The organism is Novosphingobium sp. PC22D (genome assembly GCF_002556635.1).
In the GTDB taxonomy this organism is placed as follows: domain Bacteria; phylum Pseudomonadota; class Alphaproteobacteria; order Sphingomonadales; family Sphingomonadaceae; genus Novosphingobium.
In genome coordinates, this window is sequence record NZ_MWMO01000001.1 from 129,911 (window position 1) to 151,778 (window position 21,868).

At 67.4% G+C, this 21,868-nt stretch carries 21 protein-coding genes; 11 read left to right on the plus strand and 10 right to left on the minus strand.

Annotation, left to right across the window (positions count from 1 at the left end):
* Window positions 1-20 precede the first annotated feature (20 nt).
* The 3 genes from B2G71_RS00635 to B2G71_RS00645 form a co-directional block, all read right to left on the minus strand.
* Window positions 21-614 (minus strand): EF-hand domain-containing protein, encoded by a 594-nt coding sequence (locus tag B2G71_RS00635; protein WP_098103836.1) that lies wholly within the window; start codon window positions 612-614, stop codon window positions 21-23.
* 201 nt (window positions 615-815) lie between these two features.
* On the minus strand, window positions 816-1,217 hold the full coding sequence (locus B2G71_RS00640; RefSeq protein WP_098104379.1) for a cupin: 402 nt from the start codon (window positions 1,215-1,217) through the stop codon (window positions 816-818).
* A gap of 141 nt (window positions 1,218-1,358) precedes the next feature.
* Window positions 1,359-3,179 carry an aminopeptidase P family protein gene (locus B2G71_RS00645; RefSeq protein WP_098103837.1) on the minus strand — a complete coding sequence of 607 codons (1,821 nt, stop codon included), beginning with the start codon at window positions 3,177-3,179 and terminating at the stop codon, window positions 1,359-1,361.
* Window positions 3,180-3,238: 59 nt separating this feature from the next.
* Here B2G71_RS00645 and B2G71_RS00650 point away from each other — a divergent pair, with 59 nt between their 5' ends.
* Both B2G71_RS00650 and B2G71_RS00655 read left to right on the plus strand, forming a co-directional pair.
* On the plus strand, window positions 3,239-5,350 hold the full coding sequence (locus B2G71_RS00650) for a S9 family peptidase (RefSeq protein WP_098103838.1): 2,112 nt from the start codon (window positions 3,239-3,241) through the stop codon (window positions 5,348-5,350).
* A gap of 7 nt (window positions 5,351-5,357) precedes the next feature.
* Window positions 5,358-5,756, plus strand: a complete 399-nt coding sequence (locus B2G71_RS00655; protein ID WP_141521450.1) for an acyl-CoA thioesterase — start codon at window positions 5,358-5,360, stop codon at window positions 5,754-5,756.
* Between the two features lie 6 nt (window positions 5,757-5,762).
* On the opposite strand, the gene B2G71_RS00660 is transcribed toward B2G71_RS00655, so the two are convergent.
* Both B2G71_RS00660 and ald read right to left on the minus strand, forming a co-directional pair.
* The gene (locus tag B2G71_RS00660) at window positions 5,763-7,460 is read right to left on the minus strand and encodes a diguanylate cyclase (protein ID WP_098103839.1); all 1,698 of its coding nucleotides are present in this window, start codon (window positions 7,458-7,460) and stop codon (window positions 5,763-5,765) included.
* Between the two features lie 56 nt (window positions 7,461-7,516).
* Window positions 7,517-8,632 carry an alanine dehydrogenase gene (ald, locus tag B2G71_RS00665; protein WP_098103840.1) on the minus strand — a complete coding sequence of 372 codons (1,116 nt, stop codon included), beginning with the start codon at window positions 8,630-8,632 and terminating at the stop codon, window positions 7,517-7,519.
* A 138-nt stretch (window positions 8,633-8,770) separates the two neighbouring features.
* Here ald and B2G71_RS00670 point away from each other — a divergent pair, with 138 nt between their 5' ends.
* Window positions 8,771-9,229, plus strand: a complete 459-nt coding sequence (locus B2G71_RS00670; RefSeq protein WP_098103841.1) for an Lrp/AsnC family transcriptional regulator — start codon at window positions 8,771-8,773, stop codon at window positions 9,227-9,229.
* Window positions 9,230-9,238: 9 nt separating this feature from the next.
* On the opposite strand, the gene B2G71_RS00675 is transcribed toward B2G71_RS00670, so the two are convergent.
* Complete coding sequence (locus tag B2G71_RS00675) at window positions 9,239-10,996, minus strand: cation:proton antiporter (RefSeq protein WP_098103842.1); 1,758 nt, start codon at window positions 10,994-10,996, stop codon at window positions 9,239-9,241.
* Window positions 10,997-11,187: 191 nt separating this feature from the next.
* Between B2G71_RS00675 and B2G71_RS00680 the strand changes: the two genes are divergently transcribed.
* A complete protein-coding gene (locus B2G71_RS00680; protein ID WP_098103843.1) occupies window positions 11,188-12,762 on the plus strand; it encodes an EAL domain-containing protein in 1,575 nt (524 codons plus the stop codon).
* 14 nt (window positions 12,763-12,776) lie between these two features.
* On the opposite strand, the gene B2G71_RS00685 is transcribed toward B2G71_RS00680, so the two are convergent.
* Together B2G71_RS00685 and B2G71_RS00690 are read right to left on the minus strand one after the other, a co-directional pair.
* The gene (locus B2G71_RS00685) at window positions 12,777-15,164 is read right to left on the minus strand and encodes a DNA translocase FtsK (protein ID WP_098103844.1); all 2,388 of its coding nucleotides are present in this window, start codon (window positions 15,162-15,164) and stop codon (window positions 12,777-12,779) included.
* Between the two features lie 83 nt (window positions 15,165-15,247).
* Window positions 15,248-15,823: a thiamine phosphate synthase gene (locus B2G71_RS00690; protein WP_098103845.1), complete on the minus strand. Its 576-nt coding sequence runs from the start codon at window positions 15,821-15,823 to the stop codon at window positions 15,248-15,250.
* Between B2G71_RS00690 and B2G71_RS00695 the strand changes: the two genes are divergently transcribed.
* Window positions 15,822-16,484, plus strand: a complete 663-nt coding sequence (locus tag B2G71_RS00695) for a YggS family pyridoxal phosphate-dependent enzyme (protein WP_098103846.1) — start codon at window positions 15,822-15,824, stop codon at window positions 16,482-16,484. The genes B2G71_RS00690 and B2G71_RS00695 overlap by 2 nt on opposite strands.
* Before the next feature lie 33 nt (window positions 16,485-16,517).
* On the opposite strand, the gene pyk is transcribed toward B2G71_RS00695, so the two are convergent.
* Entirely contained in the window at window positions 16,518-18,002 is a 1,485-nt protein-coding gene (pyk, locus tag B2G71_RS00700; protein ID WP_098103847.1) for a pyruvate kinase, read from the minus strand.
* A gap of 76 nt (window positions 18,003-18,078) precedes the next feature.
* Here pyk and B2G71_RS00705 point away from each other — a divergent pair, with 76 nt between their 5' ends.
* Window positions 18,079-18,390 carry a DUF1244 domain-containing protein gene (locus B2G71_RS00705; RefSeq protein WP_098103848.1) on the plus strand — a complete coding sequence of 104 codons (312 nt, stop codon included), beginning with the start codon at window positions 18,079-18,081 and terminating at the stop codon, window positions 18,388-18,390.
* A gap of 174 nt (window positions 18,391-18,564) precedes the next feature.
* Window positions 18,565-18,807 (plus strand): DUF2312 domain-containing protein, encoded by a 243-nt coding sequence (locus tag B2G71_RS00710; protein WP_098103849.1) that lies wholly within the window; start codon window positions 18,565-18,567, stop codon window positions 18,805-18,807.
* A 14-nt stretch (window positions 18,808-18,821) separates the two neighbouring features.
* Here the strand turns inward: B2G71_RS00710 and B2G71_RS00715 are convergent, their stop codons facing one another.
* Window positions 18,822-19,520: a CPBP family glutamic-type intramembrane protease gene (locus tag B2G71_RS00715; protein WP_098103850.1), complete on the minus strand. Its 699-nt coding sequence runs from the start codon at window positions 19,518-19,520 to the stop codon at window positions 18,822-18,824.
* A gap of 88 nt (window positions 19,521-19,608) precedes the next feature.
* Here B2G71_RS00715 and B2G71_RS00720 point away from each other — a divergent pair, with 88 nt between their 5' ends.
* From B2G71_RS00720 to ruvC, 4 genes are all read left to right on the plus strand, one after another.
* Entirely contained in the window at window positions 19,609-19,926 is a 318-nt protein-coding gene (locus B2G71_RS00720) for a heavy metal-binding domain-containing protein (RefSeq protein ID WP_098103851.1), read from the plus strand.
* Window positions 19,923-20,414 (plus strand): arsinothricin resistance N-acetyltransferase ArsN1 family B, encoded by a 492-nt coding sequence (locus B2G71_RS00725; RefSeq protein ID WP_098103852.1) that lies wholly within the window; start codon window positions 19,923-19,925, stop codon window positions 20,412-20,414. The genes B2G71_RS00720 and B2G71_RS00725 overlap by 4 nt, the downstream gene beginning before the upstream one ends.
* 60 nt (window positions 20,415-20,474) lie before the next feature.
* Window positions 20,475-21,218, plus strand: coding sequence for a YebC/PmpR family DNA-binding transcriptional regulator (locus B2G71_RS00730; protein WP_098103853.1), 744 nt, complete (start codon window positions 20,475-20,477; stop codon window positions 21,216-21,218).
* Window positions 21,219-21,375: 157 nt separating this feature from the next.
* Window positions 21,376-21,846 (plus strand): crossover junction endodeoxyribonuclease RuvC, encoded by a 471-nt coding sequence (gene ruvC, locus B2G71_RS00735; protein ID WP_098103854.1) that lies wholly within the window; start codon window positions 21,376-21,378, stop codon window positions 21,844-21,846.
* Window positions 21,847-21,868 lie beyond the last annotated feature (22 nt).

A 21,868-nucleotide genomic window follows, 5' to 3' on the forward strand; every position in this document is an offset into this window, starting at 1 on the left:
GGTCCTCGGGCAGTGGCGGATCAGTTCGAAGACCCGCCCGTGCGATTCTGCTTCCACTTGGCGCGCATCGCGTCGCGCGCGGCCTTGCGCTCTTCCGGCGTGACCTTGCCGTCGCCGTTGCCGTCCATCATCGCGAAGTGCTTGGCGACGGCGGCGTCGAACTCGGCCTTGGTGACGGCGCCGTCGTTGTCGGCGTCGGCCATCTTGCCCATCATCATGCCGCCGTGACGGCCCATGCCGCCGCGAAGACCGCGGCCCTGGCCCATCATCTTGGCGGACGGACCGTCGCCGCGCTTCATGCCCTTGCCGTGACGGCCCGAGTGGTCTTGCGACATGAATTCTTCGCGCGAGATCGATCCGTTGCCGTCGCTGTCGAGTCCGGCGAACATCTTTTCCTTGCGCTGCTGCATGGCCGCCGCGCGGTCGCTCTGGTCGAGCTTGCCGTCCTTGTTCACGTCCATGCGGGTGAACATCGCGTCGGCCTGGGCGACGGCTTCGGCCTGGGTGACGGTGCGGTCACGGCCGGGGGCCGGGCGCGCATTGTCCTGCGCGGCCATGGCGGTTCCGGCCGTGGCCAGCGCGATCGCGGCGGCGCCGATAGTCAGTATCTTCATCTCATCTCTCTCCGGTTGCGACCCCTGGTGAGGGGAGGGGGAATTTGCCAGTGAAAGCCGCGGGGTGGGGGAAGGGAGGGGAATGCCCCGCGACTTTCTGAGCCTGGTTCTAGTCCCTTGTTGTCGCGCACTTATGCCGGTTGCCCGCTACTTTGTCGCGAATTGTCTCACTTTGACGGACCCGTTCATCGCAGCGCAAATTCAACGCGCGCGGTTCTGCGTGCCCGCTCCCGGAGTGATGAACAGCACCGTGGCGCTGACGGGGACGTCGGCGGTGTGCCAGACGCCCGCCGGATTTACGAGGTACTCGCCCGGGCCGAGCGCCTCGGAATGGAAGCGGCCCTCGTCCAGTTCCTGGATGAGCGTGATCTCTCCTGCGAGGCATATCACCACTTCCTCGCCCAGAGGATGGCTTTCCCAGCTCGGCCAGTCGCTGGTGAAACTGTGCAGCGAGACCAGCCGACCCTCGGCGCTGTCGTCCGCGACGCGCGCGGCGTAATCCTGGTACCAGTCTGCCCCGGTGAACTCGGGCTGCGGTATCGCCTTGGCGCCGAGACCGAGATGGATCGGAAACCGTTCGAGCGCGCGCGCGGAATGCGTCATGGCGCCGCCGGCAGGCGGATCGCGTTCCACGGGCCGCCGTGCGCCATTCTGATCGCATCGCAGGACCGGGCCGCCTGCGCGCGGTCGTGGGTCCGGACCGCTACCGGCGCTACAGACATCGTATCTCCCTTTCCGATCCCCCTAGAGTGGCTCGCATTGTGCATCGAGCCATTCGCGATCCGCACCGTCAAGCTGCGGGCCGATCACATCGCGCACGCGGTCGTGATAGGCGTTCCACCAGGCGATTTCCTGGTCCGAGAGCAGCGCGGGCTCGACGAGATCGCGGCAGATCGGCACGAAGGTCAGCGTCTCGAAGCCGAAGAAGTCACTCTCGGCGCCCGCGATCTCGCGCGGCTCGACGAGCACCAGGTTCTCGATGCGGATGCCGTATTCGCCGGCCTTGTAGTAGCCGGGTTCATCCGAGAGGATCATGCCGGGCAGCAGTTCCTGGTCGGTGCCGGGCTGCCCGCCCGAGGCCTTGGCGATGCGCTGCGGCCCTTCGTGGACCGACAGGAAGCTGCCGACGCCGTGGCCGGTGCCGTGCGCGTAGTCGAGCCCGGCCGCCCAGAGGAACTGGCGAGCAAGCACGTCGAGCTGGCTGCCGTTGGTGCCGCGCGGGAAGACCGCCGTGGCGATCGCGATGTGCCCCTTGAGCACGCGGGTGAAGCGGTCCTTCACTTCGGCGGGCGGTGCGTCGGGCCCGATCCAGACGGTGCGGGTGATGTCGGTCGTGCCCGCCGGATACTGCCCGCCCGAATCGACGAGATAGACGCTGTTCGGCTCGATCGCGCGGTTGGTGTCCTCGCTCACCTTGTAGTGGCACAGTGCGCCGTTGGGGCCAGTCGCGGAGATCGTGTCGAACGAGAGGTCGCGCAAGTCGCCGCAGGCTTCGCGCTGCGCCTGGAGCCGGTCGGCGGCGATGATCTCGTCGATGCCGCCCTTCGGCGCCTCGCTCACGACCCAGCGCAGGAAGCGGCTGACGGCGGCGCCGTCGCGCGCCTGCGCGTCGCGCTGGCCCTGCTGCTCGACCGGGTTCTTGATCGCCTTGGGCAGCACCGTCGGGTCGCGCTCCTCGACGATCGCCGCGCCCGCGTCCTTGAGCGCGGCGAAGATCGCGCTCACCGCGCGTTCGGGATCGACCGCGACGCGCTTGCCCGAGAGCCCCTCGAGCGCGGGGACGAAAGCCTCGCGCGGCTGGATGCGCACGGCATTGCCGAGGTGCTGGCGCAGCGCGGGCGTGACCTTTTCCTCGGCGATGAACAGGTCGGCGGTGCCGTCGGCATGGGCGAGCACGAACGACAGCGCGACGGGCGTGCGGTTCACGTCGCTGCCGCGAATGTTGAGCAGCCAGGCGATCGAATCGAGCGCGGAGATCACCGCCGCGTCGAGCCCGCGCTCGCCGAGCCACTCGGAGACGGCCTCGCGCTTGGCCTGGCTCGAAACGCCCGCGAACTCGTCGGCGTGGACCAGGGCAGGCGCGGGCGAGGGAGCGGGCTGGTCATCCCAGATCGCGTCGATCGGGTTGGTCTCCACCGCGACCAATTCGCCGCCGCGCTCGGCCATCGCCTTGGCCGTTGCCTCGACCCAGCCCTTGCCATGCAGCCAGGCGTCGTAGCCGATTCGCGCGCCTTTGGGCGCATGGGCCGAGAGCCAGCGGGACACGTTTGTCTGCGGCACGCTCTCGTAGGCGTAGAGACGACCGTCGACCTGGTCGCGCACCTGGATGGTATAGCGCCCGTCGACGAAGATCGCCGCCGAGGGCGACAGCGAGGGGTCGGTCAGCACCACCGCGCTCCCCGCCGAGCCGCCGAATCCGGTCAGCCATTCGAGCCGCTGCGCATAGTCGCCGACATATTCGCTCATGTGCTCGTCCGAGATCGGGACGACGAAACCGTCGAGTCCCTGTCGGGCCAGCTGCTTGCGCAAGGCGTCGAGGCGGGCTTCGTGCGTGTTCATCAGCATGGCGTGTCTGTCCCTGGCAAATGTGCGTCTGGCTTGCGGGTCTGAAGTACGCAACATAGATGCGAGGCATGGCAAGTTCCACCCAGACCCGCAGCGCGCCGCCCAGGGCCGCGAAAATTCCGCACAGCACGACGCATCATGGTGTGACCATCGAGGACGACTACGCCTGGCTGCGCGATCCCGGCTATCCGCAGGTCGAGGACGCGAAAGTCCTCGCGCATCTCGAGGCGGAGAACGCCTGGTTCGAGTCGCGCATGGCGCCCCAGGCCGAAACGATCGAGGCCCTGTTCCGCGAGATGCGCGCGCGGATCAAGGAGGCCGACAAGTCGGTGCCACAGAAGGACGGAGACTGGCTCTACTGGATCGAGTTCGAGGAAGGCGCCGAATACAAGAAGTGGTGGCGCCGCCCGGTTGGCGCGCCCGACGACGGCAGCGCCGACGAGCTGATCCTCGACGAAGTGGCGCTCGCCGGCGACCGGGACTATTTCAGCCTCGGCGCGATCTCGGTGAGCAGGTCGGGCAAGCTGCTCGCCTATTCCTATGACGACAACGGTTCGGAGCGCTACACCGTCCGGATCAAGGATCTCGGGACCGGCGAACTGCTCGCCGACGAGATCCCGGGCACGCTTTCGTCGCTGGTCTGGGTCGCCGGGGACAAGGCGCTCGTCTACTCGCTCGCGAACGAGCAGTGGCGCACCGACAACGCGCGGCTGCACTGGCTCGGCAAGCCGCTGACGGACGACGTCGAACTCTATCACGAGGACGACGAGGGATTCCGCGTCGGCTCCTCGCTTTCGGCCAACGAGACCTGGCTGCTGATCGGCAGCAGCGACCATGAGACCAGCGAGATCCGCATGGTCCCCGCAAGCGATCCGCTGGCCGAGCCGGTCGTGGTGCGCGCGCGGAAGAAGGGGGTCGAGTACGACGTCGACATTTGGGACGGCGAAGGCCGCGCCCCGATGGTCTTCGTCCACGCCAACGACACGCACGAGAACTTCCGGCTCGCCACCGCGCCGCTCGACCGGCCCGGCGATTGGACCACGCTGATCGAGGGCTCGGACGACTTTTACCTCACCGGCTTCGACCTGTTCCGCGATTTCTACGTCGTCGAGGGTCGGGTGCGCGGGCTCGATCGCATCGAGGTGCGCTATTATGACGAGCCCGGCTGGATCGAGCCGATCGAATTTCCCGAGGCGAGCTACAGCGCCGGGCTCGGCGACAACCCCGAGTTCGCGATGGATACGCTGCGCGTCTCGTATCAGTCGATGGTGAGCCCGGCGACGGTCTACGACTACGACGTCGCCGCGCGCACGCTGGAAACGCTCAAGGTCCAGGAGATTCCCTCGGGCTACGACGCCTCGCTCTACGTGACCGAGCGGCTCGAGGTCACCGCGCGTGACGGCACCGCGATTCCGGTCAGCGTGATGATGCGCAAGGACCGCAAGCCGGGCGGCCCGCTCTACCTCTACGGTTACGGCGCCTACGGCATCTCGATCGATCCGGGCTTCTCGACCACGCGGCTGAGCCTCGTCGATCGCGGCTTCGCCTATGCCATCGCTCACATCCGCGGCGGCGACGACATGGGCCGGGCCTGGTACAAGGCGGGCAAGCTCGACAAGCGCACCAACACCTTCAACGACTTCGTCGACGTCGCCCGCGCACTCGTCGCGCGCGGCGACACCAGCGAGGGCAAGATCGCCATCGCGGGAGGTTCGGCGGGCGGCGAGCTGATGGGCGCGGTGGTCAATTCCGATCCCGAACTGTTCGGGGCGGTCGTCGCGCACGTGCCGTTCGTCGATGTGCTCGCGACCATGCTCGACGCCACTTTGCCGCTCACGCCGGGCGAATGGCCCGAATGGGGCAACCCGATCGAGGATGCCGAAGCCTTCGCGCTGATCCGCAGCTACAGCCCCTACGACAACGTGCGCGCGCAGGCCTATCCGCCGCTGATGGTGACCGCAGGGCTCAACGACCCGCGCGTGACGTACTGGGAGCCCGCCAAGTGGGTCGCCAGGCTGCGCGAGCTCAAGACCGACGACAACGAGCTGATCCTCAAGACAAACATGGGCGCGGGCCACGGCGGCAAGTCGGGCCGGTTCGAATCGCTCAAGGAGACCGCCGAGGAGTTCGCTTTCATCCTCTGGCAGCTCGGCGTGCCCTTCGCCCGGTGAGTCTCGCGTGACGCGCTTCTCGCTCGTCTTCACCGCCGCGCCCGGGCACATCGACCGCATGGGCCACGTCAACAACGCGGTCTGGGTGCAGTGGATGGAGGAGATCGCGGTCGCTCACTGGGAAGCGATCGCGCCGCGCGCGCATGTCGATCGCTACGTCTGGCTCGTGACCCGCCACGAGATCGATTACCGCGGCAACATCCGCGAGGGCGAGAGCGTCACCGCCGAGACCTTCGTTCCCGATCCTCCCCACGGAGCGCGGTTCGACCGGCGAGTGGACTTCCGCGACGCGGCGGGCAAGGTCATCGTTTCGGCGCGCACGACCTGGGCGATGCTGGATGTCGCATCGGGACGGCTCATGCGCATTCCGCCCGAGGTCGCCGCGCCGTTCCTGGCCGCTGACTGAGCGGGATCAGGCCGCGGCGGAACGCGGGGTGGGCTTTCCGATTCTGGCTTTGCGCGTACGGTTCCGGCCGTCGTCCTTCGCGTTGTAGAGCAGCTCGTCGCATCGCCGGTAAATTTCCGCGAAGTCCGCGGCGGTGTCGGCGGCATATTCGACCAGCCCCATGCTCGCGGTGACAAGCTGCTCGAGCCCCGGCATTTCGCTGGCGACGCGCGAGGGGATCGCCTGGCGCCTGCGTTCCGCCCGATCGGCGGCATTGCGTCCGCGCAGCAGCAGCAGGAATTCCTCGCCGCCCATGCGCACCGCGATCGTATCGGATTCGGGCATCAGCGCCACGGCCACGGTCTGCAGCACGCTGTCGCCGACGGTATGGCCGTAGGTGTCGTTGACCGCCTTGAACTGGTCGAGATCGATCACCGCCATGGTCCGGAAGCCGTCGGCGATCAGTTCGGAGAAGCGCGCCTCGATCGCCCGGCGGTTGTAGAGCCCGGTCAAAGGGTCGCGCTCGGCGAGGCCCGCGAGGATCTTGGTATGCGCGATCGCGTTGTCGCGCTGACGCTTGATGATCAGGAAGCGATCGGCGACGCCGAGCGAGGTTATGACGATCTCCAGCCCGATCGCCACGTGCTGCGCGACCATCATGCCCTGCGGGGCGAGGCCGAACAGTTCGACCGAAGTGACGAGCCTGACGACGCAGGCCAGTAGCAGCGGTGTCCAGGCGAGAATCTGGAAGCGGACCGCGCGGCTGCCCCGCCGCGCGGCGGTCGCCATGGCCCAGACGAAGGCGACGATCACCGGAAAGAACGAGGCATTGTAGAGCGGTGTGGCGAGGCCGCGCAGCGCTCCGTCGGCGAACAGGTAGAACGTGGTCCAGACGAGCACCCAGGGGACGATCGCGCGCAGCGACCAGATATTGCGCCGGCTGAGCTTGCCCGGCTCGATCAGCCCGATCAGGAAGATCGCGGCGCAGGCTATGCCGAGCCCCCAGGAAAAGGCCGAAAGGACGCTGATCTGCATCATCGAGAAGGTGACGAAGCGATTGATCAGGCCGCTGGCGGTTACCGTATGGACCAGCATGAACAGAACCGCGCTGGCGTGCCACAGCACGAAGGACTGGCGCAGCACGCGGTAGAAGGCGAAGTTGAAGATCAGCGGGACGCTGAGCAGACCGCACAGCCACGCGAGCAGAAGTTCGCTCCGCGCGACAGTGGCGGACGCGCTTTCCGGGCCGATGCGCGCGTCGGACAGCAGTCCGACGTGCCGGGCGCCGTCGACGCGCATGACTACCCTTGTGAGCGGCGATCCGGGATCGGGCAGCGCGGCGCGCATTTTCCAGCCGGTGGTGGCGAAATTGAGATCGTTCGGTCCGAAGTCTCGCATCGCGACCGCCCCGTCGGTGCCGATCGCGATCAGCTTCATGTGGTCGAAGCGAGTCAGCCGCGTGCTGAGTTCGAGGGGCTCGCCGCGCGTGGCGCCGCTCAGGTCGAAGCGCACGAAGGCACGCGGCCTGGCGATCGACCAGTCCCCCGCGCCGCAGGTCCACAACCCCGGCAGCGCCGCCGCCGTCGCATAGTCGGTGCCGGCCGCGACTTCGGTGTGGCAAGTCCGCGTCACCGAGGCTGTCGGCGCCGCCCTGGCGCTGGCGCCGGTCGCAGCGACGGCAATCAGCACGAGGAACAGCAATTTGCGCAGGATGCCGGCAGCCATGAAAGCCGCCGTGCACCCGTGAGCTTCAAGATGCGGTTAACGCCTCGTCGGGAAAATTAAGAAATTATACTGTCGACCGTTACGTATTCGTAGCCCAGTTGCTGGGCCACCGCCTCGTAGGTGACGTGCCCTGCATGGACGTTGAGCCCCCCTGCGAGGTGCGCATCGTCGCGCAGCGCCTGCTTCCAGCCCTTGCCGGCGATGGCGAGGGCGTGCGGCAGCGTGACGTTGTTGAGCGCATAAGTGCTCGTGCGCGCCACCGCGCCGGGCATGTTGGCGACGCAGTAGTGGACGATCCCGTCGATCACGAAGGTCGGGTCGGCGTGGGTCGTCGCGTGGCTGGTCTCGAAGCAGCCGCCCTGGTCGATGGCGACGTCGACGAGCACCGCGCCGGGCTTCATCGTGCCCAGCATCGCGTGCGTGACGAGCTTGGGCGCGGCGGCGCCCGGGATCAGCACCGCGCCGATCACGAGGTCGGCGTCGGCGACGCTCTCGGCGAGGTTGGCCTTGCTCGAAAAGCGGGTCTTGGCGCGGCTCTCGAAGTGGATGCCGAGCTTTTCGAGCACGTCGGGATTGCGGTCGAGGATGGTCACGTCGGCACCGAGGCCGACCGCCATCTGCGCGGCGTTGAAGCCGACCACGCCGCCGCCGATCACGGCCACCTTGCCGGGCATGACGCCGGGGACGCCGCCGAGCAGCACGCCGCGTCCGCCATGGGCCTTCTGCAGCGCCGTCGCACCGGCCTGGATCGACATCCGGCCAGCGACCTGGCTCATCGGCTTGAGCAGTGGCAGCGAATTGCCCGGACCGGTGACGGTCTCGTAGGCTATTGCGGTCACGCCCGACTTGACGAGGTCGGCGGTCTGCTCCGGATCGGGCGCGAGGTGGAGATAGGTGTAGAGGATCTGACCCTCGCGCAGCATCGCGCGCTCGACCGCCTGCGGTTCCTTGACCTTCACCACCATCTCGCACTCGGCGAAGATCGTGGCGGCATCGGCGACGATCTTCGCGCCCTGCGCCTCGTATTCGGCGTCGCTCGCGCCGATGCCGAGCCCGGCGCCGCTTTCGACCCAGACTTCGTGTCCGTTCGCCGTGAGCTCGCAAGCGCTCTCGGGCGTGAGCCCGACGCGATATTCGTGGTTCTTGATTTCGCGGACGGTTCCAACGCGCATTGCCGATCTCCGAGGTGAGTTGCCCTGGGCGAGGAAGATACCCGCGATCGGATGCAATGTTTCACCAAATTTGTCGGTTGCGGGCCGTGCGATTGGCGATATTTGTCGATCACCCTCGGATAATAGGGAGAATTTCCCATGCAGCGTGCCGACGCCGCCTTACTTCAGGCGCTTCAGGCCGATTCGGCGCTCTCGATCGCGCAGCTCGCCGAAGCGGTGGGGCTATCGGCCTCCGCGTGCCATCGCCGCGTCAAGGCGCTCGAGGAGCAGGGGGTCATCGCCGGCTACGGCGCCCGGCTCGAACCGCGCGCGATCGGCCTTGCGGTCGAGGTCTTCGTCGAGATCTCGCTCACCAGCCAGAGCCGCGAGGCGATGGACCGCTTCGAACGCGCGGTCGCCGATTTCGACGACATCCTCGAATGCCACCTGATGTCGGGCGCCGCCGACTACCTGCTGCGCGTGGCCGCGGCCGATCTCGATCAGTATGACGCGATCCATCGCGATTGCCTCGCGCGCCTGCCCGGCGTCTCGTCGATGCGGTCGAGCTTTTCGCTGCGCCGGATCAAACGCTTCGCCGGCTATCCGCTGCCTCGCTAGCGTGGCCGGTCAATTCGCCTCGCCGCGCTCCGGGCGAGTGAAGATCCGGTCGCGCGCGGCGGTGAGGTCCCCTTCCTTGTGCTGGATCATCAGCCGCTCCTTGTCGTTGTTGCGATAGTCGCTTTCCGCCTTGTCGATATCCTCCATCGACAGGCCGAGTCCGCCGAGCGCGGCGCGGCCCATGCTCACGGCGGATTCGAGCACCTCGCGCACGATCGTTTCCACCGGCGCGCCCTTGAGCCGAAGCAGCGAACGGCGATCGAAGGTGCGGACATAGAGCTGCGCCTTGGGGAAGGTCTTGTGGACCGCGAACAGGAAATCCTCGGTCAACTGGTCGCCGTCGATACAGAAGGCGATCACCTCGGCCTCGGCGCCGCCGGCCTGGCGCAGCATGTCGATCCGGGTGCCGTCGCCGAAATAGACCTTGGCGCCGAAATTGGCGGCGAGGTCGATCATCTCGACATCGGTGTCGATCAGCGTCACCTCGATGCCCGAGGCGAGCATCATCTGCGCCACGGTCTGTCCGAAGCGGCCATAGCCCACGACCAGCGCGCTCGCGCCGTCGGCTCGCGGTTCCTCGCGGGCTTCGGTACGCGCGGGATAGGCGCGGATCCGGCTCGTGGCCATCATCAGGAACGGCGTGGTGATCATCGAGAGCGTCACGATCGCGCCGAACAGGCTGGCGACCTCCGGGTCGATCAGCATGGCCTTGCTCGCCTGGGCGAAGAGCACGAAGCCGAATTCGCCGCCCTGGCTGAGCAGCAGGCCGAGCGCGAGCGACTGGCGCCAGTCCATCTTGAAGGCGCGGGCCAGCACGAAGATCACCGCCATCTTGGTCACGATCAGCGCGAGCGCCATGCTGACGACGAACAGCGGCCGCTCCGCGATCGCGGACAAGTCGAGCATCATGCCCACGGTGATGAAGAACAGCCCGAGCAGGATCGAACGGAACGGCTCGACATCGGCCTCGAGCTCGTGGCGATAGGGCGTGTCCGCCAGCATGACCCCGGCGATGAAGGCCCCGAGCGCGGTCGAAAGGCCGAGCCACTGCATCAGCGCGGCCGAGGCGATCACCGTGAACAATGCGGCGAAGACGAACATTTCGCGCTCGCCGAGATTGCCGATGAGGCCGAACAGCGGTCGGATCAAGAAGCGGCCCGCCGCGATCAGGCTGCCGATCGCGGCGACCGTGTAGATCGCGAGCAGCCAGCCTGGCGGTCCCTCGGCGGCGGCGGGATTGCGGCTCATCGCGGCGATGATCGTGATCAGCGGGATGATCGACAGGTCCTGGAACAGCAGCACCGAAAAGGCGCGCTCGCCGAAGGGGGTATGCAGCCGGCCCGCGCTCTGGAGCATCGGCAGGACCTGCGCGGTCGAGGACAGACCGAGCGGCAGCCCCAGCGCGAGCGAGGCGGTGAGCGAAAAGCCGGTCGCCGACCAGATCACCGCCGAGATGGCGAGCCCGCACAAGGTCACCTGCAGCAGCCCGAGCCCGAAGATCTCGTGACGCATGCGCCACAGCCGCCGCGGCGCCAGTTCGAGGCCGACGATGAACAGCAGCAGCGTGATGCCCAGCTCGGCGATTCCGATCTTGCCCTCGGCATCGCCGACGAGCCCGAGCACGTAGGGCCCGGTGATCGCGCCCGCCGCCAGGTAGCCCAGCGTCGCTCCCAGCCCGAAGCGGCGGAAGATCAGCACGAACAGCAGCGCCGCGCCGAGCAGGAAGAAGCCATCGCGCAGCAGGAACGATTGGGCGTGGTCTTCCATCAGGGGCGGGCGGGGAATCGGGAGATCGACACGCGGCGCAATCTAGGCCTGGCGGAGCGCGGAAGGAAGATGCGGCAAGCGAGCGTCTTTTCTTGTCGGGTGTGCGCCTCGCGGACGGGGCCATTGCAAGCCAAGTCCCAGATCGCATTGTTAGCAACTACTTAAAACTCTCTTTTCTATGCTAGGTTAGCATGAAAAGTACGAGTTCACCCAGCAAGAGCAGCAGCGCGCGCCTAAAGCGCACCATCTGGCGTGACGCGCTGATGGTATTCGGCGGATTCACCGCCCTGTTGGCCTATTTCATTTCCATCGAGGCCTTCGAGTATGTCGTTGATTTTTCGAGCACTCATGAAAGCTGGGAACTTGATGAAATCTTGACCGGGATGATGGTCCTGCCCATTGCAATGACCATCTTCTCCGTCCGCCGCCTGCGCGAGGCATACCGGGAACTCAGTTGTCGTATCGAGGCGGAAGAGCAGGCCCAGGCCATGGCCATGCATGATCCCCTCACGGGTCTGCCGAATCGGCGCAACATTACCCACGCCATCGAGCAAGCGATCGATCAGGCGGACGAGGCGCCGCTGGCGCTGTTGCTGATCGACCTTAACCGGTTCAAGGCGATCAACGATCTGCAAGGGCATCAGGTCGGAGATGCCCTTCTGATCGGAATTGCCGACAGGCTAAAGGCGCATGTCGGCGACAGTGCCGTGGTCAGCCGGCTGGGCGGCGACGAATTCGTCATCCTGCTCAGGGACGCGCCGCAGGGCGAGGCCTTGATCGCGCGCGCCGAGGACATATCCGCATGCTTCGACGCGCCCTTCGAACTGGAGCACGGTTCGGTCACGATCGGCGCCAGCATCGGCGTGACCTATGTCGATTCCTCGGACGTCAGCGCCGACGCGGCTATGTCCCAGGCGGACGCGGCGATGTACAAGTGCAAGGTCCGCAAAAGCAACTGCGTCCGTTTCTTCGAGGCGGGAATGGAGATGGCCGCGATTCGACGCGCCAGCATGGAAGCCGACCTGCGCGATGCGATCCGCGCGGAGAGGATCGAGCCGCATTATCAGCCGCTGGTCTGTCTGGAGGACGGGCGGATCATCGGGTACGAGGTCTTGGCCCGCTGGCGGCTCGATGACGGCGAACTGCGCATGCCAGACGACTTTATCGGCATCGCCGAGGACATCGGCCTGATCGACGACATGTTCTACAGCCTGCTCGAACAGGCCGCGGCCGACGTGCGCAAGTGGTCGCCGGAGCTGACGTTCGCGATGAACCTGTCGCCGGTCCAGTTCGGCGACGAATGGCTGGTGGAACGGGTACTGAAAATCCTGGCCGGAGCGGGCATCGCCCCGGGACGGCTGGAAATCGAGATCACCGAGAACTCGCTGGTGACCGATGTCGAGATGGCTCGCAACGTCATCCAGCAGTTCAAGAGCCAGGGCATCCGCGTCGCGCTGGACGACTTCGGAACCGGCTACTCCTCGTTGCGGCATCTGAGCGAGCTGGAGTTCGACAAGCTCAAGATCGATCGATCCTTCGTCCATGACGTCTACATCAACGAATCGTCGCAGACGATCGTTCGCACGATCACCTCGTTGGCGCACAATCTGGGCATGCAGGTGACCGTGGAAGGCATCGACACGGCCGAGAACGCGCAAAGCGTGATCGGCTATGGCTGTGATATCGGCCAGGGTTACCTCTACGGCAAACCCGCCGCGAAGGCCGGCATGGACCAGAAGGGCGACAAGTCGGAACGGGCCGCCTGAAATAGATCGCGCTGCTAGAGCGGGTTACCGTTCTCGTCACGGTAGATGTCGCGGCGGCCGACATGGTTGGCCGGGCCGACGAAGCCGTCGCCTTCCATGCGTTCGACCCACTTCGCCGCGGTGTTGTAGCCGACGCCCATCTGGCGCTGGAGCCACGAGACCGATACCTTCTGGTTTTCGAACACGAGCTGGCAGACCTGGCGGTACTTGCGCTCTTCGGGGTTGTCCGAAGCGGCGTCGATGTCCTCGAAGCCGAAGCCGCCGTCCTCGGGCTCCTCGGTGACGGCATCGACGTATTCGGGCTTGCCCTGCGCGCGCCAGAATTCCGCCACCCTCTCGACTTCCTCGTCCGACACGAACGGGCCGTGGACGCGCTTGATCGGGTCGGTGTTGGGCTTGTAGAGCATGTCGCCCTTGCCCAGGAGCTGCTCGGCGCCCTGTTCGCCCAGGATCGTGCGGCTGTCGATGCGGCTGGTGACGGCGAAGCTGATGCGCGTGGGCAGGTTCGCCTTGATGACGCCGGTGATGACGTCGACCGACGGGCGCTGCGTCGCCATGATCAGGTGGATGCCCGCCGCGCGGCTCTTCTGCGAGAGGCGCTGGATCAGCACCTCGATCTCCTTGCCGACGGTGACCATGAGGTCAGCGAGTTCGTCGACGATCAGCACGATTTGCGGCAGCACTTCGTAGTCGAGCTGGTTTTCCTCGAACAGCTCCTCGCCCGTCTCGGGATCGAAGCCGATCTGGATGCGGCGGCCCAGCGGCTTGCCCTTGGCGGCGTGGCTGCGCACCTTCTCGTTGAAGCTGGCGAGGTTGCGCACCGAGATCTCGCTCATCATCCGGTAGCGGCGCTCCATCTCCTCGACCGCCCACTTGAGCGCGCGCACCGCCTTGGGCGGCTCGGTGACGACGGGCGAAAGCAGGTGCGGGATGTCGTCGTAGCTCTTGAGTTCGAGCACCTTGGGATCGACCAGGATCAGCCGGCACTCGGCGGGCGTCATCCGGTAGAGCAGCGAGAGCAGGATGCAGTTGAGGCCCACCGACTTGCCCGAGCCGGTGGTGCCCGCGACGAGCAGGTGCGGCATCGTCGCGAGATCGGCGACCACCGGCTCGCCGGCGATGTCCTTGCCCAGGATGATCGGCAGCATGCCCTTGTGATGCGCGAAGTTCTCCGAACCGACCATCTCGCGGAAGTTGACGGTCTGGCGGTCGGCATTGGGCAGTTCGATGCCCATCACCGTGCGCCCGGGAATCGAGGAAACGCGCGCGGAGATGGCGCTCATGTTGCGGGCGATGTCGTCGGCGAGGCCGATCACGCGGCTGGCCTTGATGCCGGGCGCGGGTTCGAGTTCGTACATCGTGACCACCGGGCCGGTGCGCACCGCGCTGATCTCGCCCTTGACGTTGAAGTCGTCAAGCACGGTTTCGAGCAGGCGCGCGTTGCGCTCGAGGCTGAGCTTGTCGATCTTCTTCTCGCTGCCCTCGCGCGGTTCGGCGAGCAGCTCGAGCGAGGGAAGCTGGTACTGGTCGAACAGATCCTTCTGGCGGCTGCCGGTGCCGAGTTGCGCGGGCTTGGCCGGGCGGCTGGGATCGACGATTTCTGGCGGCCGGCGCGCCGCGTCGCCGACGGGCATCGCCGGAGCGGCGGCGGCGCGCGGCGCGGCGCGGGCGGGCTCCGCGCCCTTGTCCGCGTGCCCGCTGTCCTTGGACCCGACGAATGGGAGGTTCGCGGCCGAGGGCAGCGCAGGCACGCGGCCGAGCCGTCCGGGCAGAGTCAGCAGCAGGCCCCAGTCGATCGCGAAGACGCGCCCTACCAGCGCCACGCCGATCACCAGACAGGCGATCTTGACGCCGAGCAGCGTCCACTCCTGCGCGGCAAGGGGAAGCAGCGCGACCAGCGCCTCGACCCCGCGCGCGCCGAGCAGGCCGAAGATGCCGCCCATCGAGGCGGGCAGCACGCCGCCCGGTTCGGTGAAGACCATCGCCATCATCGTCGCCAGCAACAGCATCGCGAACAGCAGCACGCCGACCGGCCGCCACCACTTCTGGTCGCTGGGTTCGAGCGCGCCGTCTTCCTCCTCGACCAGCCGCCACAGCTTGCGCGCGAAGACGTAGAGCATCGGCAGGAACAGCACGCATACCGGGCCGAAGCCGAGGAGGGCGATGTCCGCGATCCAGGCCCCCGCGGGGCCCATCCAGTTCTGCGCCTCGCCGCCCGCCGCCGTCGAGGCCGAGGGATCGGTCTGGTGATAGCTGATGATGGCGAGCGCCAGGAAGATCATCGCCGCGAACAGCACGATCGCGCCGCTGAGCTCGGCGGCCCGCCGCAAGGCGCGGCGCACGACCGCGCGCCAATCGGGCTTGGCGACGCGCCTGCCGCCGGACATGGGCCGTGTTGCCATCGTCTCGTTCCCTCTTTGAACTTGTGGACAATGCGCGCGGGGTGGACTCGGCGTCAAGAATCCGGGCGGAAAGTCTTTGTGCGTTAATCGCTAAATGCTTGAATAGCCGCCCATTTCGTCCAACCAAGGCGGCGTGCGCGAGCGCCATTCATGCCGCCGAGCGCGATCACCGGGGGCCGCGAGCGCGCCGCGAGCAGGCGAAACCGCGCCGCGCCGAGCGTCTTTGCGCCGGGATGCGAGCGCGTCGCGAAGACCGGCGAGAGCAGCACGGCATCGGCGCGATGGCGGTTGGCGCGACCGATCTCGCGCAGCGAGTGCGCGGTTGCGAGCCGCAGCAGGCGCGGTCCCGTAGCGAGCCGACGCGGATCGCCGTAAACCCCGTCGGCACCCATGCGCCGGGCCTCGCGCGCCGTGCCGCTCCACACCGCGCGGTGGCCGTGGCGGCGTGCGATCCCGGCGAGCACGCGGAAGCGGGCGCATCGCGCCCTGGCGGGCAGCACATAGTGGCGGAAGATCAGCCCGGAGCCGCGCGGCAGCCGGGCGAGAGCGCGCGCCAGGCTCTCGTCGATGCGCGGGTCGCTGACGAGCCAGATGTCGGGCATGGAGGCGGACGGAGGCGGGTGGCGGATCGGCACCAAGACGCTATAGCACCGCGCCATGGATGAGCCACTCACCCCGCTCGAGGACGTTTATGCGCGCATCGCCAAGGCCGCGAGAATCGCGGGCCGCGATCCCGCCTCGGTCGAACTGATCGCGATCTCGAAGACCCATCCGGCCGAGGCGATCACGCCGCTGATCGCGCAAGGGCAGCGCGTCTTCGGCGAGAACCGCGTCCAGGAAGCCCAGGTCAAGTGGCCGGAATTGCTCGAAGCGACACCCGAGTGCAGCGTCCACCTCGTCGGCCAGCTCCAGTCAAACAAGGCGGACGACGCGGTCGCGCTGTTCGATTGCATCCATTCGCTCGACCGCACCTCGCTGGTCAAGGCGCTGGCCAAGGCGATGGACAAGGCCGGGCGGCAAGTGCCGTGCTTCGTGCAAGTGAACATCGGCGAAGAGGAACAGAAGGGCGGCTGCGCTATCGCCGAGGTCCCTGCGCTGCTCGCCGAGGCGCGCGGCGCGGCGCTCCCGGTGATCGGGCTGATGTGCGTGCCCCCGCTCGACCTAGAGCCCGCGCCCTATTTCGCGCTCCTCGCCAAGATCGCCGCCGACAACGGCCTCGACCGGTTATCGATGGGGATGAGCAACGATTTCGAGACCGCCGTCATGCTCGGCGCGACGCATGTCCGCGTCGGCAGCGCGCTGTTCGGCGCGCGCGAGTAAGGAAAACTCCGGGCGGCGCGGCCTCCGCTTCGGTCAGTCGCCGCGGTGACGCTCCAGTTCGTTGCCCGAAAGCGTGACGACATGGAGCAGGTTGGTCGATCCGGGCACGCCGAACGGCACGCCCGCCAGCGCGATCAGGCGCGAGCCGGCGCCGCCGAAGCCGTGGCGCAACGCCATGCGCTTGCCCTTGGCGATCATCTCCTCGAACGAGCCGATGTCGCGGGTGAGCACCGCATGCGCGCCCCACAGCAGCGCGGCGCGCCGTGCGGTCGTGGTCGAGGGCGTGAGCACCAGCATCGGCGCGGAGGGCCGCTCTCGCGCAACGCGCCTTGCGGTGATGCCCGAGCCGGTGAAGATGATGATCCCCTCGATCGGCAGCGTGTCGGCAATGCTCGCGCAAGCCTGCGAGAGCGCGTCCGCCGTGGTCGCGTCGGGCGGGGTCTGGGCGAGATGGATGCGCTCGCCATAGGTTTCGTCGGTTTCGACCTGCGCGGCGATGCGGTCCATGATCGTCACCGCTTCGACCGGCCAGTCGCCGGCGGCCGTCTCGGCCGAGAGCATCACCGCATCGGCGCCGTCGTAGACCGCGTTGGCGACGTCGGACACTTCGGCGCGCGTCGGGGTCGGCCGCTCGATCATCGATTCGAGCATCTGCGTAGCCACCACCACTGGCTTTCCGGCATTGCGCACGCGCTCGATGATGCGCTTCTGCAACGGGGGGACTTCCTCGGGATTGAGTTCGACGCCGAGGTCGCCGCGCGCGACCATGATGCCGTCGGAAAGCTCTATGATCTCGTCAAGGCTGCTGACCGCGGAGGGCTTTTCGATCTTGGCCATGAGCGACCCGTAGCCGCCCATCAGCCGCCGCGCCTCGGCGACGTCCTCGGGCCGCTGCACGAACGAAAGGCCGATCCAGTCGGCCCCTTCGCGGATGGCGAAGGCGAGATCGCGCCGGTCCTTCTCTGTCAGCGCGGGCACGGGGACGAGCGTGTCGGGCACGTTCACGCCCTTGCGGTCGGAGATCGCGCCGCCGACTTCGGCGGTGCACAGCAGCGAGTCGGGCTCGGCGCGGATCACCTTGAGCCGCAGTTTGCCGTCGTCGATCAGCAGGCGCTGGCCTTTCTCGAGAATGCCGAACAGTTCAGGATGCGGCAGTTCGACGCGTGTGTCGTCACCCGGCTCTGGATTGCGGTCGAGCGTGAAATGGGCGCCGTGGCGGATGAACGCCTGTCCGCCCTCGAACTTGCCGACACGCAGCTTCGGGCCCTGCAGGTCGCACAGGATCGCGACCGGGCGGGCCAGTTCCTTCTCCACCGCGCGGACGGTCGCGATCGCTTCGGCATGAGTCTCGTGCTCGCCGTGGCTCATGTTGACGCGGAAGGCATCCGCCCCGGCTCGGATCAGCTTGGCGATGACCTCGCGCGAATTGCTGGCCGGGCCGAGCGTCGCCAGGATCTTCACCTTGCGCTTGCGTTTGATGCCGCGATGATGCGGCGAGCGCGGATCGTTGCTTGCCAAGAGAGTAGCCTTGTCCTGGGAGTTCGCCGCCTCCTATGGCAAAGCAGGGATGAAACCAAGAACGAACGGGACGAAAATGACCGATAACGCCACCATCGACACGATCGACGACCAGGTCGCCGCAGCCGCCTTCCGCCGGCTCGTGCGCCATCTCCAGACCCGCCACGATGCGCAGAACATCGACCTGATGGGCCTCGCCGGCTTCTGCCGCAACTGTCTCGCCGACTGGATACGCGACGCGGGCTATGAGGGCGACAAGATGGACGCCCGCGCGGTGATCCACGGCATGCCGTTCGACGAGTGGAAGGCGAAATACCAGTCCGAGGCGACGCCCGAGCAGATGGCGCGGATGGAAGAGAGCCTGAAGAAGAACGGCGGGACGCACTAGGCGGGGCCGCGGTTTCGAGAACCGACGAAAATCGCCCGGCGCGGTGTCGGCGGCTGTGGCGCGCGCCCGAAAAACACTCCCCGCTATCCACAGCCTCGCGCTTTGCCCGAATCGCGCGGCGCGGCTAACAGCGCCGGCCATCAGTTCCTTTTGCTATCCGGAGTGCCCACCATCATGGCCGATGCCGAGCCGACCGACGACCGCCTGCGCCTGCTGATCGAGCGGGTCGAACGCCTCGAGGAAGAAAAGAAGGGCATCGCCGACGACATCCGCGACGTCTACGGCGAAGCCAAGGCCGTGGGCTACGATGTCAAGATCATGCGCCAGATCGTCCGCCTGCGCAAAATGGAGCCCGACGACCGGCGCGAGATGGAAATGGTGCTCGATACCTACAAGGCCGCGCTCGGCCTGGGCTGAAGGCTCTGAATCGCTCAGCTCCCCAGCATCGCCAGCGCCAGGACCGCCGCGTTGGCGACGGCGTGGTCGAGCATCGCCGCGACGAGGCCGATGCGCTGGCGGATATAGCCCAGCACCAGGGCGCCCCATAGTTGCGGCAGCACCAGCGGCAGGCCGAGCAGCGTCGCGCTGGGGTAGTTGAGCACGTGCACCACCGCGAAGGCGGCGACGACCAGGTAGAAGATCGCGGGAAACGCCGCGACGAACCAGCGCGGGGCCTCGCGGCGGCGCAGCGCGACCCAGCCGATTGGCGCCGCGACCATCGCTGCGAGGAGCACTGCGCCCGCGAGCACCGCGCTCGCGCCCATGACGTTGGCGAGCACCGCCAGCGCCGCCAGTGCCGCGCAGCCCAGCAGCCAGAGCGCGCGCGGCCTCCCCGTCTGCCAGCCCCGGAACAGCGCTTCCTCGGCGATCGGCGCTGCGATCACGACGATCCACGGCAGGATCACAGGATCGACCTGGCCGAACGAATCGGGCGCGGGCAGGCCGAAGGCCTTCATCCACAGCGCGTAGACCGGCATGACCACGAGCAGCAGCACGCCCAGGTGCAGCGCCAGCAGCGCCAGCCAGTCGGCGCGCGCGCCGGGCGCGCGCAGGCCCGAAGGTTCGAGCAGGCGCGGGCGGCGCAGAAAGGCGAGGAACGCGCGCAGGACGATTGGCATAGCCGTGATCATCGCCGCGTATCTATCAGGCGATGGTGGCCAAATGGTTTTCGCCTCGCGCCCGCGCTAGGATCGGGCGAAAGCAACCGGAGGACCGCGCATGATCGTCACCACCACACCGTCCGTCGAGGGCAAGCCCGTCCGCGACTATTGCGGCATCGTCACCGGCGAAGTGATCGTCGGCGCGAACCTTTTCCGCGACCTGTTCGCCTCGATCACCGACATCGTCGGCGGCCGCTCGGGCAAGTACGAGGACGTGCTCCAGCGCGCGCGCAAGGAAGCGCTCGCCGAGATGGAGGCGCACGCCGCCAAGGCGGGCGGCAACGCCGTGATCGGAGTCGATCTCGACTACGAAGTGCTCGGCCAGAACGGCTCGATGCTGATGGTCAGCGCGTCGGGTACGGCGGTGGTCGTGTGAAGCCTGCGATCCGGGCGGCACGCGTGGATGACGCGCCGGCTTGCGCGGCTATCTACGCGCCGTTCGTCACCGAGGGCTGGGTGAGCTTCGAGATCGACCCGCCCGACGCGGCGGAAATGGCCGCGCGCATCGCTCGTCACGGGGCGAGTCACGCGTGGCTCGTCGCGGAGGTCGCAGGCGCGCTCGCCGGCTATGCCTATGCCTCGCCGCACCGCGAGCGCGCCGCCTACGCCACTTCGTGCGATGTCGCGGTCTATGTCGATCCCGCCTTTGCTCGCCGGGGCGTCGGCCGCGCGCTTTATGCCCGGTTGCTGCCCGAGATCGCCGCCCGGGGCCTGCACGCGGCCTTTGCCGGGATCGCTCTGCCCAACCCCGGCAGCATCGGCCTGCACGAGGCCATGGGCTTCACGCCCGTCGGCATCTACCGCGAAGTCGGCTGGAAGATGGGCGGCTGGCGCGACGTCGGCTGGTGGCAGCGGTTGCTCTGATCGCTCCGCTTGTTGTAAGGGCGCGCGACTTTCCAAGAACAGCACAAGACCAGGCGAACCATGGCAGGCCATTCCAAATTCAAGAACATCATGCATCGCAAGGGCGCGCAGGACAAAAAGCGCTCCGCGATGTTTTCCAAGCTTTCGCGCGAAATCACCGTCGCGGCGAAGATGGGCATGCCCGATCCGGACATGAACCCGCGCCTGCGTCTCGCGGTCAACGCGGCCAAGGCGCAGTCGATGCCCAAGGACAACATCCAGCGCGCGATCGACAAGGCGACCGGTGGCGACGCCGAGAACTACGAGGAAGTGCGCTACGAGGGCTACGGCCCGGGCGGCGTCGCGATCATCGTCGAGGCGCTCACCGACAACCGCAACCGCACCGCGACCAACGTGCGTACCGCGTTCAGCAAGAACGGCGGCAACCTCGGCGCCTCGGGCGCGGTGTCCCACGGCTTCGAACGGCTCGGCCTGATCGAGTATCCCGCGAGCGTCGGCGACGAGGAAAAGGTGCTCGAAGCGGCGATCGAGGCGGGCGCCGACGATGTCGAATCGAGCGCCGACGGCCATTCGATCTGGACCCAGATGGACGCGCTCCACGAAGTCGCGGGCGAACTCGAGAAAGCCTTGGGCGAGGCCGAAAGCGTCAAGCTGGCGTGGCGGCCCAACCTCACCGTCGAAGTCGCCGAAGGCGATGCCGGCACGCTGTTCAAGCTGATCGACACGCTAGACGACGACGACGACGTCCAGACCGTCTGGGGCAACTACGACGTCTCCGACGAGGTCATGGAGAAGCTGGGGTGATCCGGGTCCTCCCCGGTATGGGGAGGGGAACCATGCGCCGCATGGCGGCGAGGCTCGCACGGCGCCTCGCTCGTTCGCTCGATTCCCGGCCATGCCGGCGGTCCGTCCGCCCCGCCGCCCCGGCGCGGTGCGCGCGCCCTGCCGGAGAGGACCTTGCATGCTCGTGATCGGCATCGATCCCTCGCTGTCGTGCACCGGTTGGGGGATCGTCGCCAAGTCGGGCAGCCGGCTGTCGCACGTCGCCAACGGGCAGGTGCGCACCGATCCCAGGGCGCCGCTGCCCGAGCGGCTCGTCCACCTCGAGCGCGAGTTGACCGACGTGATCCTTGCGCATCGGCCCGATCAGGGCGCGGTCGAGGAAGTCTTCGTCAACACCAATGCGCAATCGACGCTCAAGCTCGGTCAGGCGCGCGGGGTGTGCCTGCTCGCGCTTGCCCGCGCCGGGCTGCCGGTGAGCGAATATGCGACGCGGCTGGTCAAGAAGGCGATCGTCGGGACCGGCGGCGCGGAGAAAGCGCAGGTCCAGGCGATGCTCAAGGTGCTGCTGCCCGGCGTCAGGCTGGCGGGCGCCGACGCCGCCGACGCGCTTGCGGTGGCGATCGCGCACGTCCACGGCGCGCGGGGCTAACTTTCTGAGCGTGGAGCGAAAA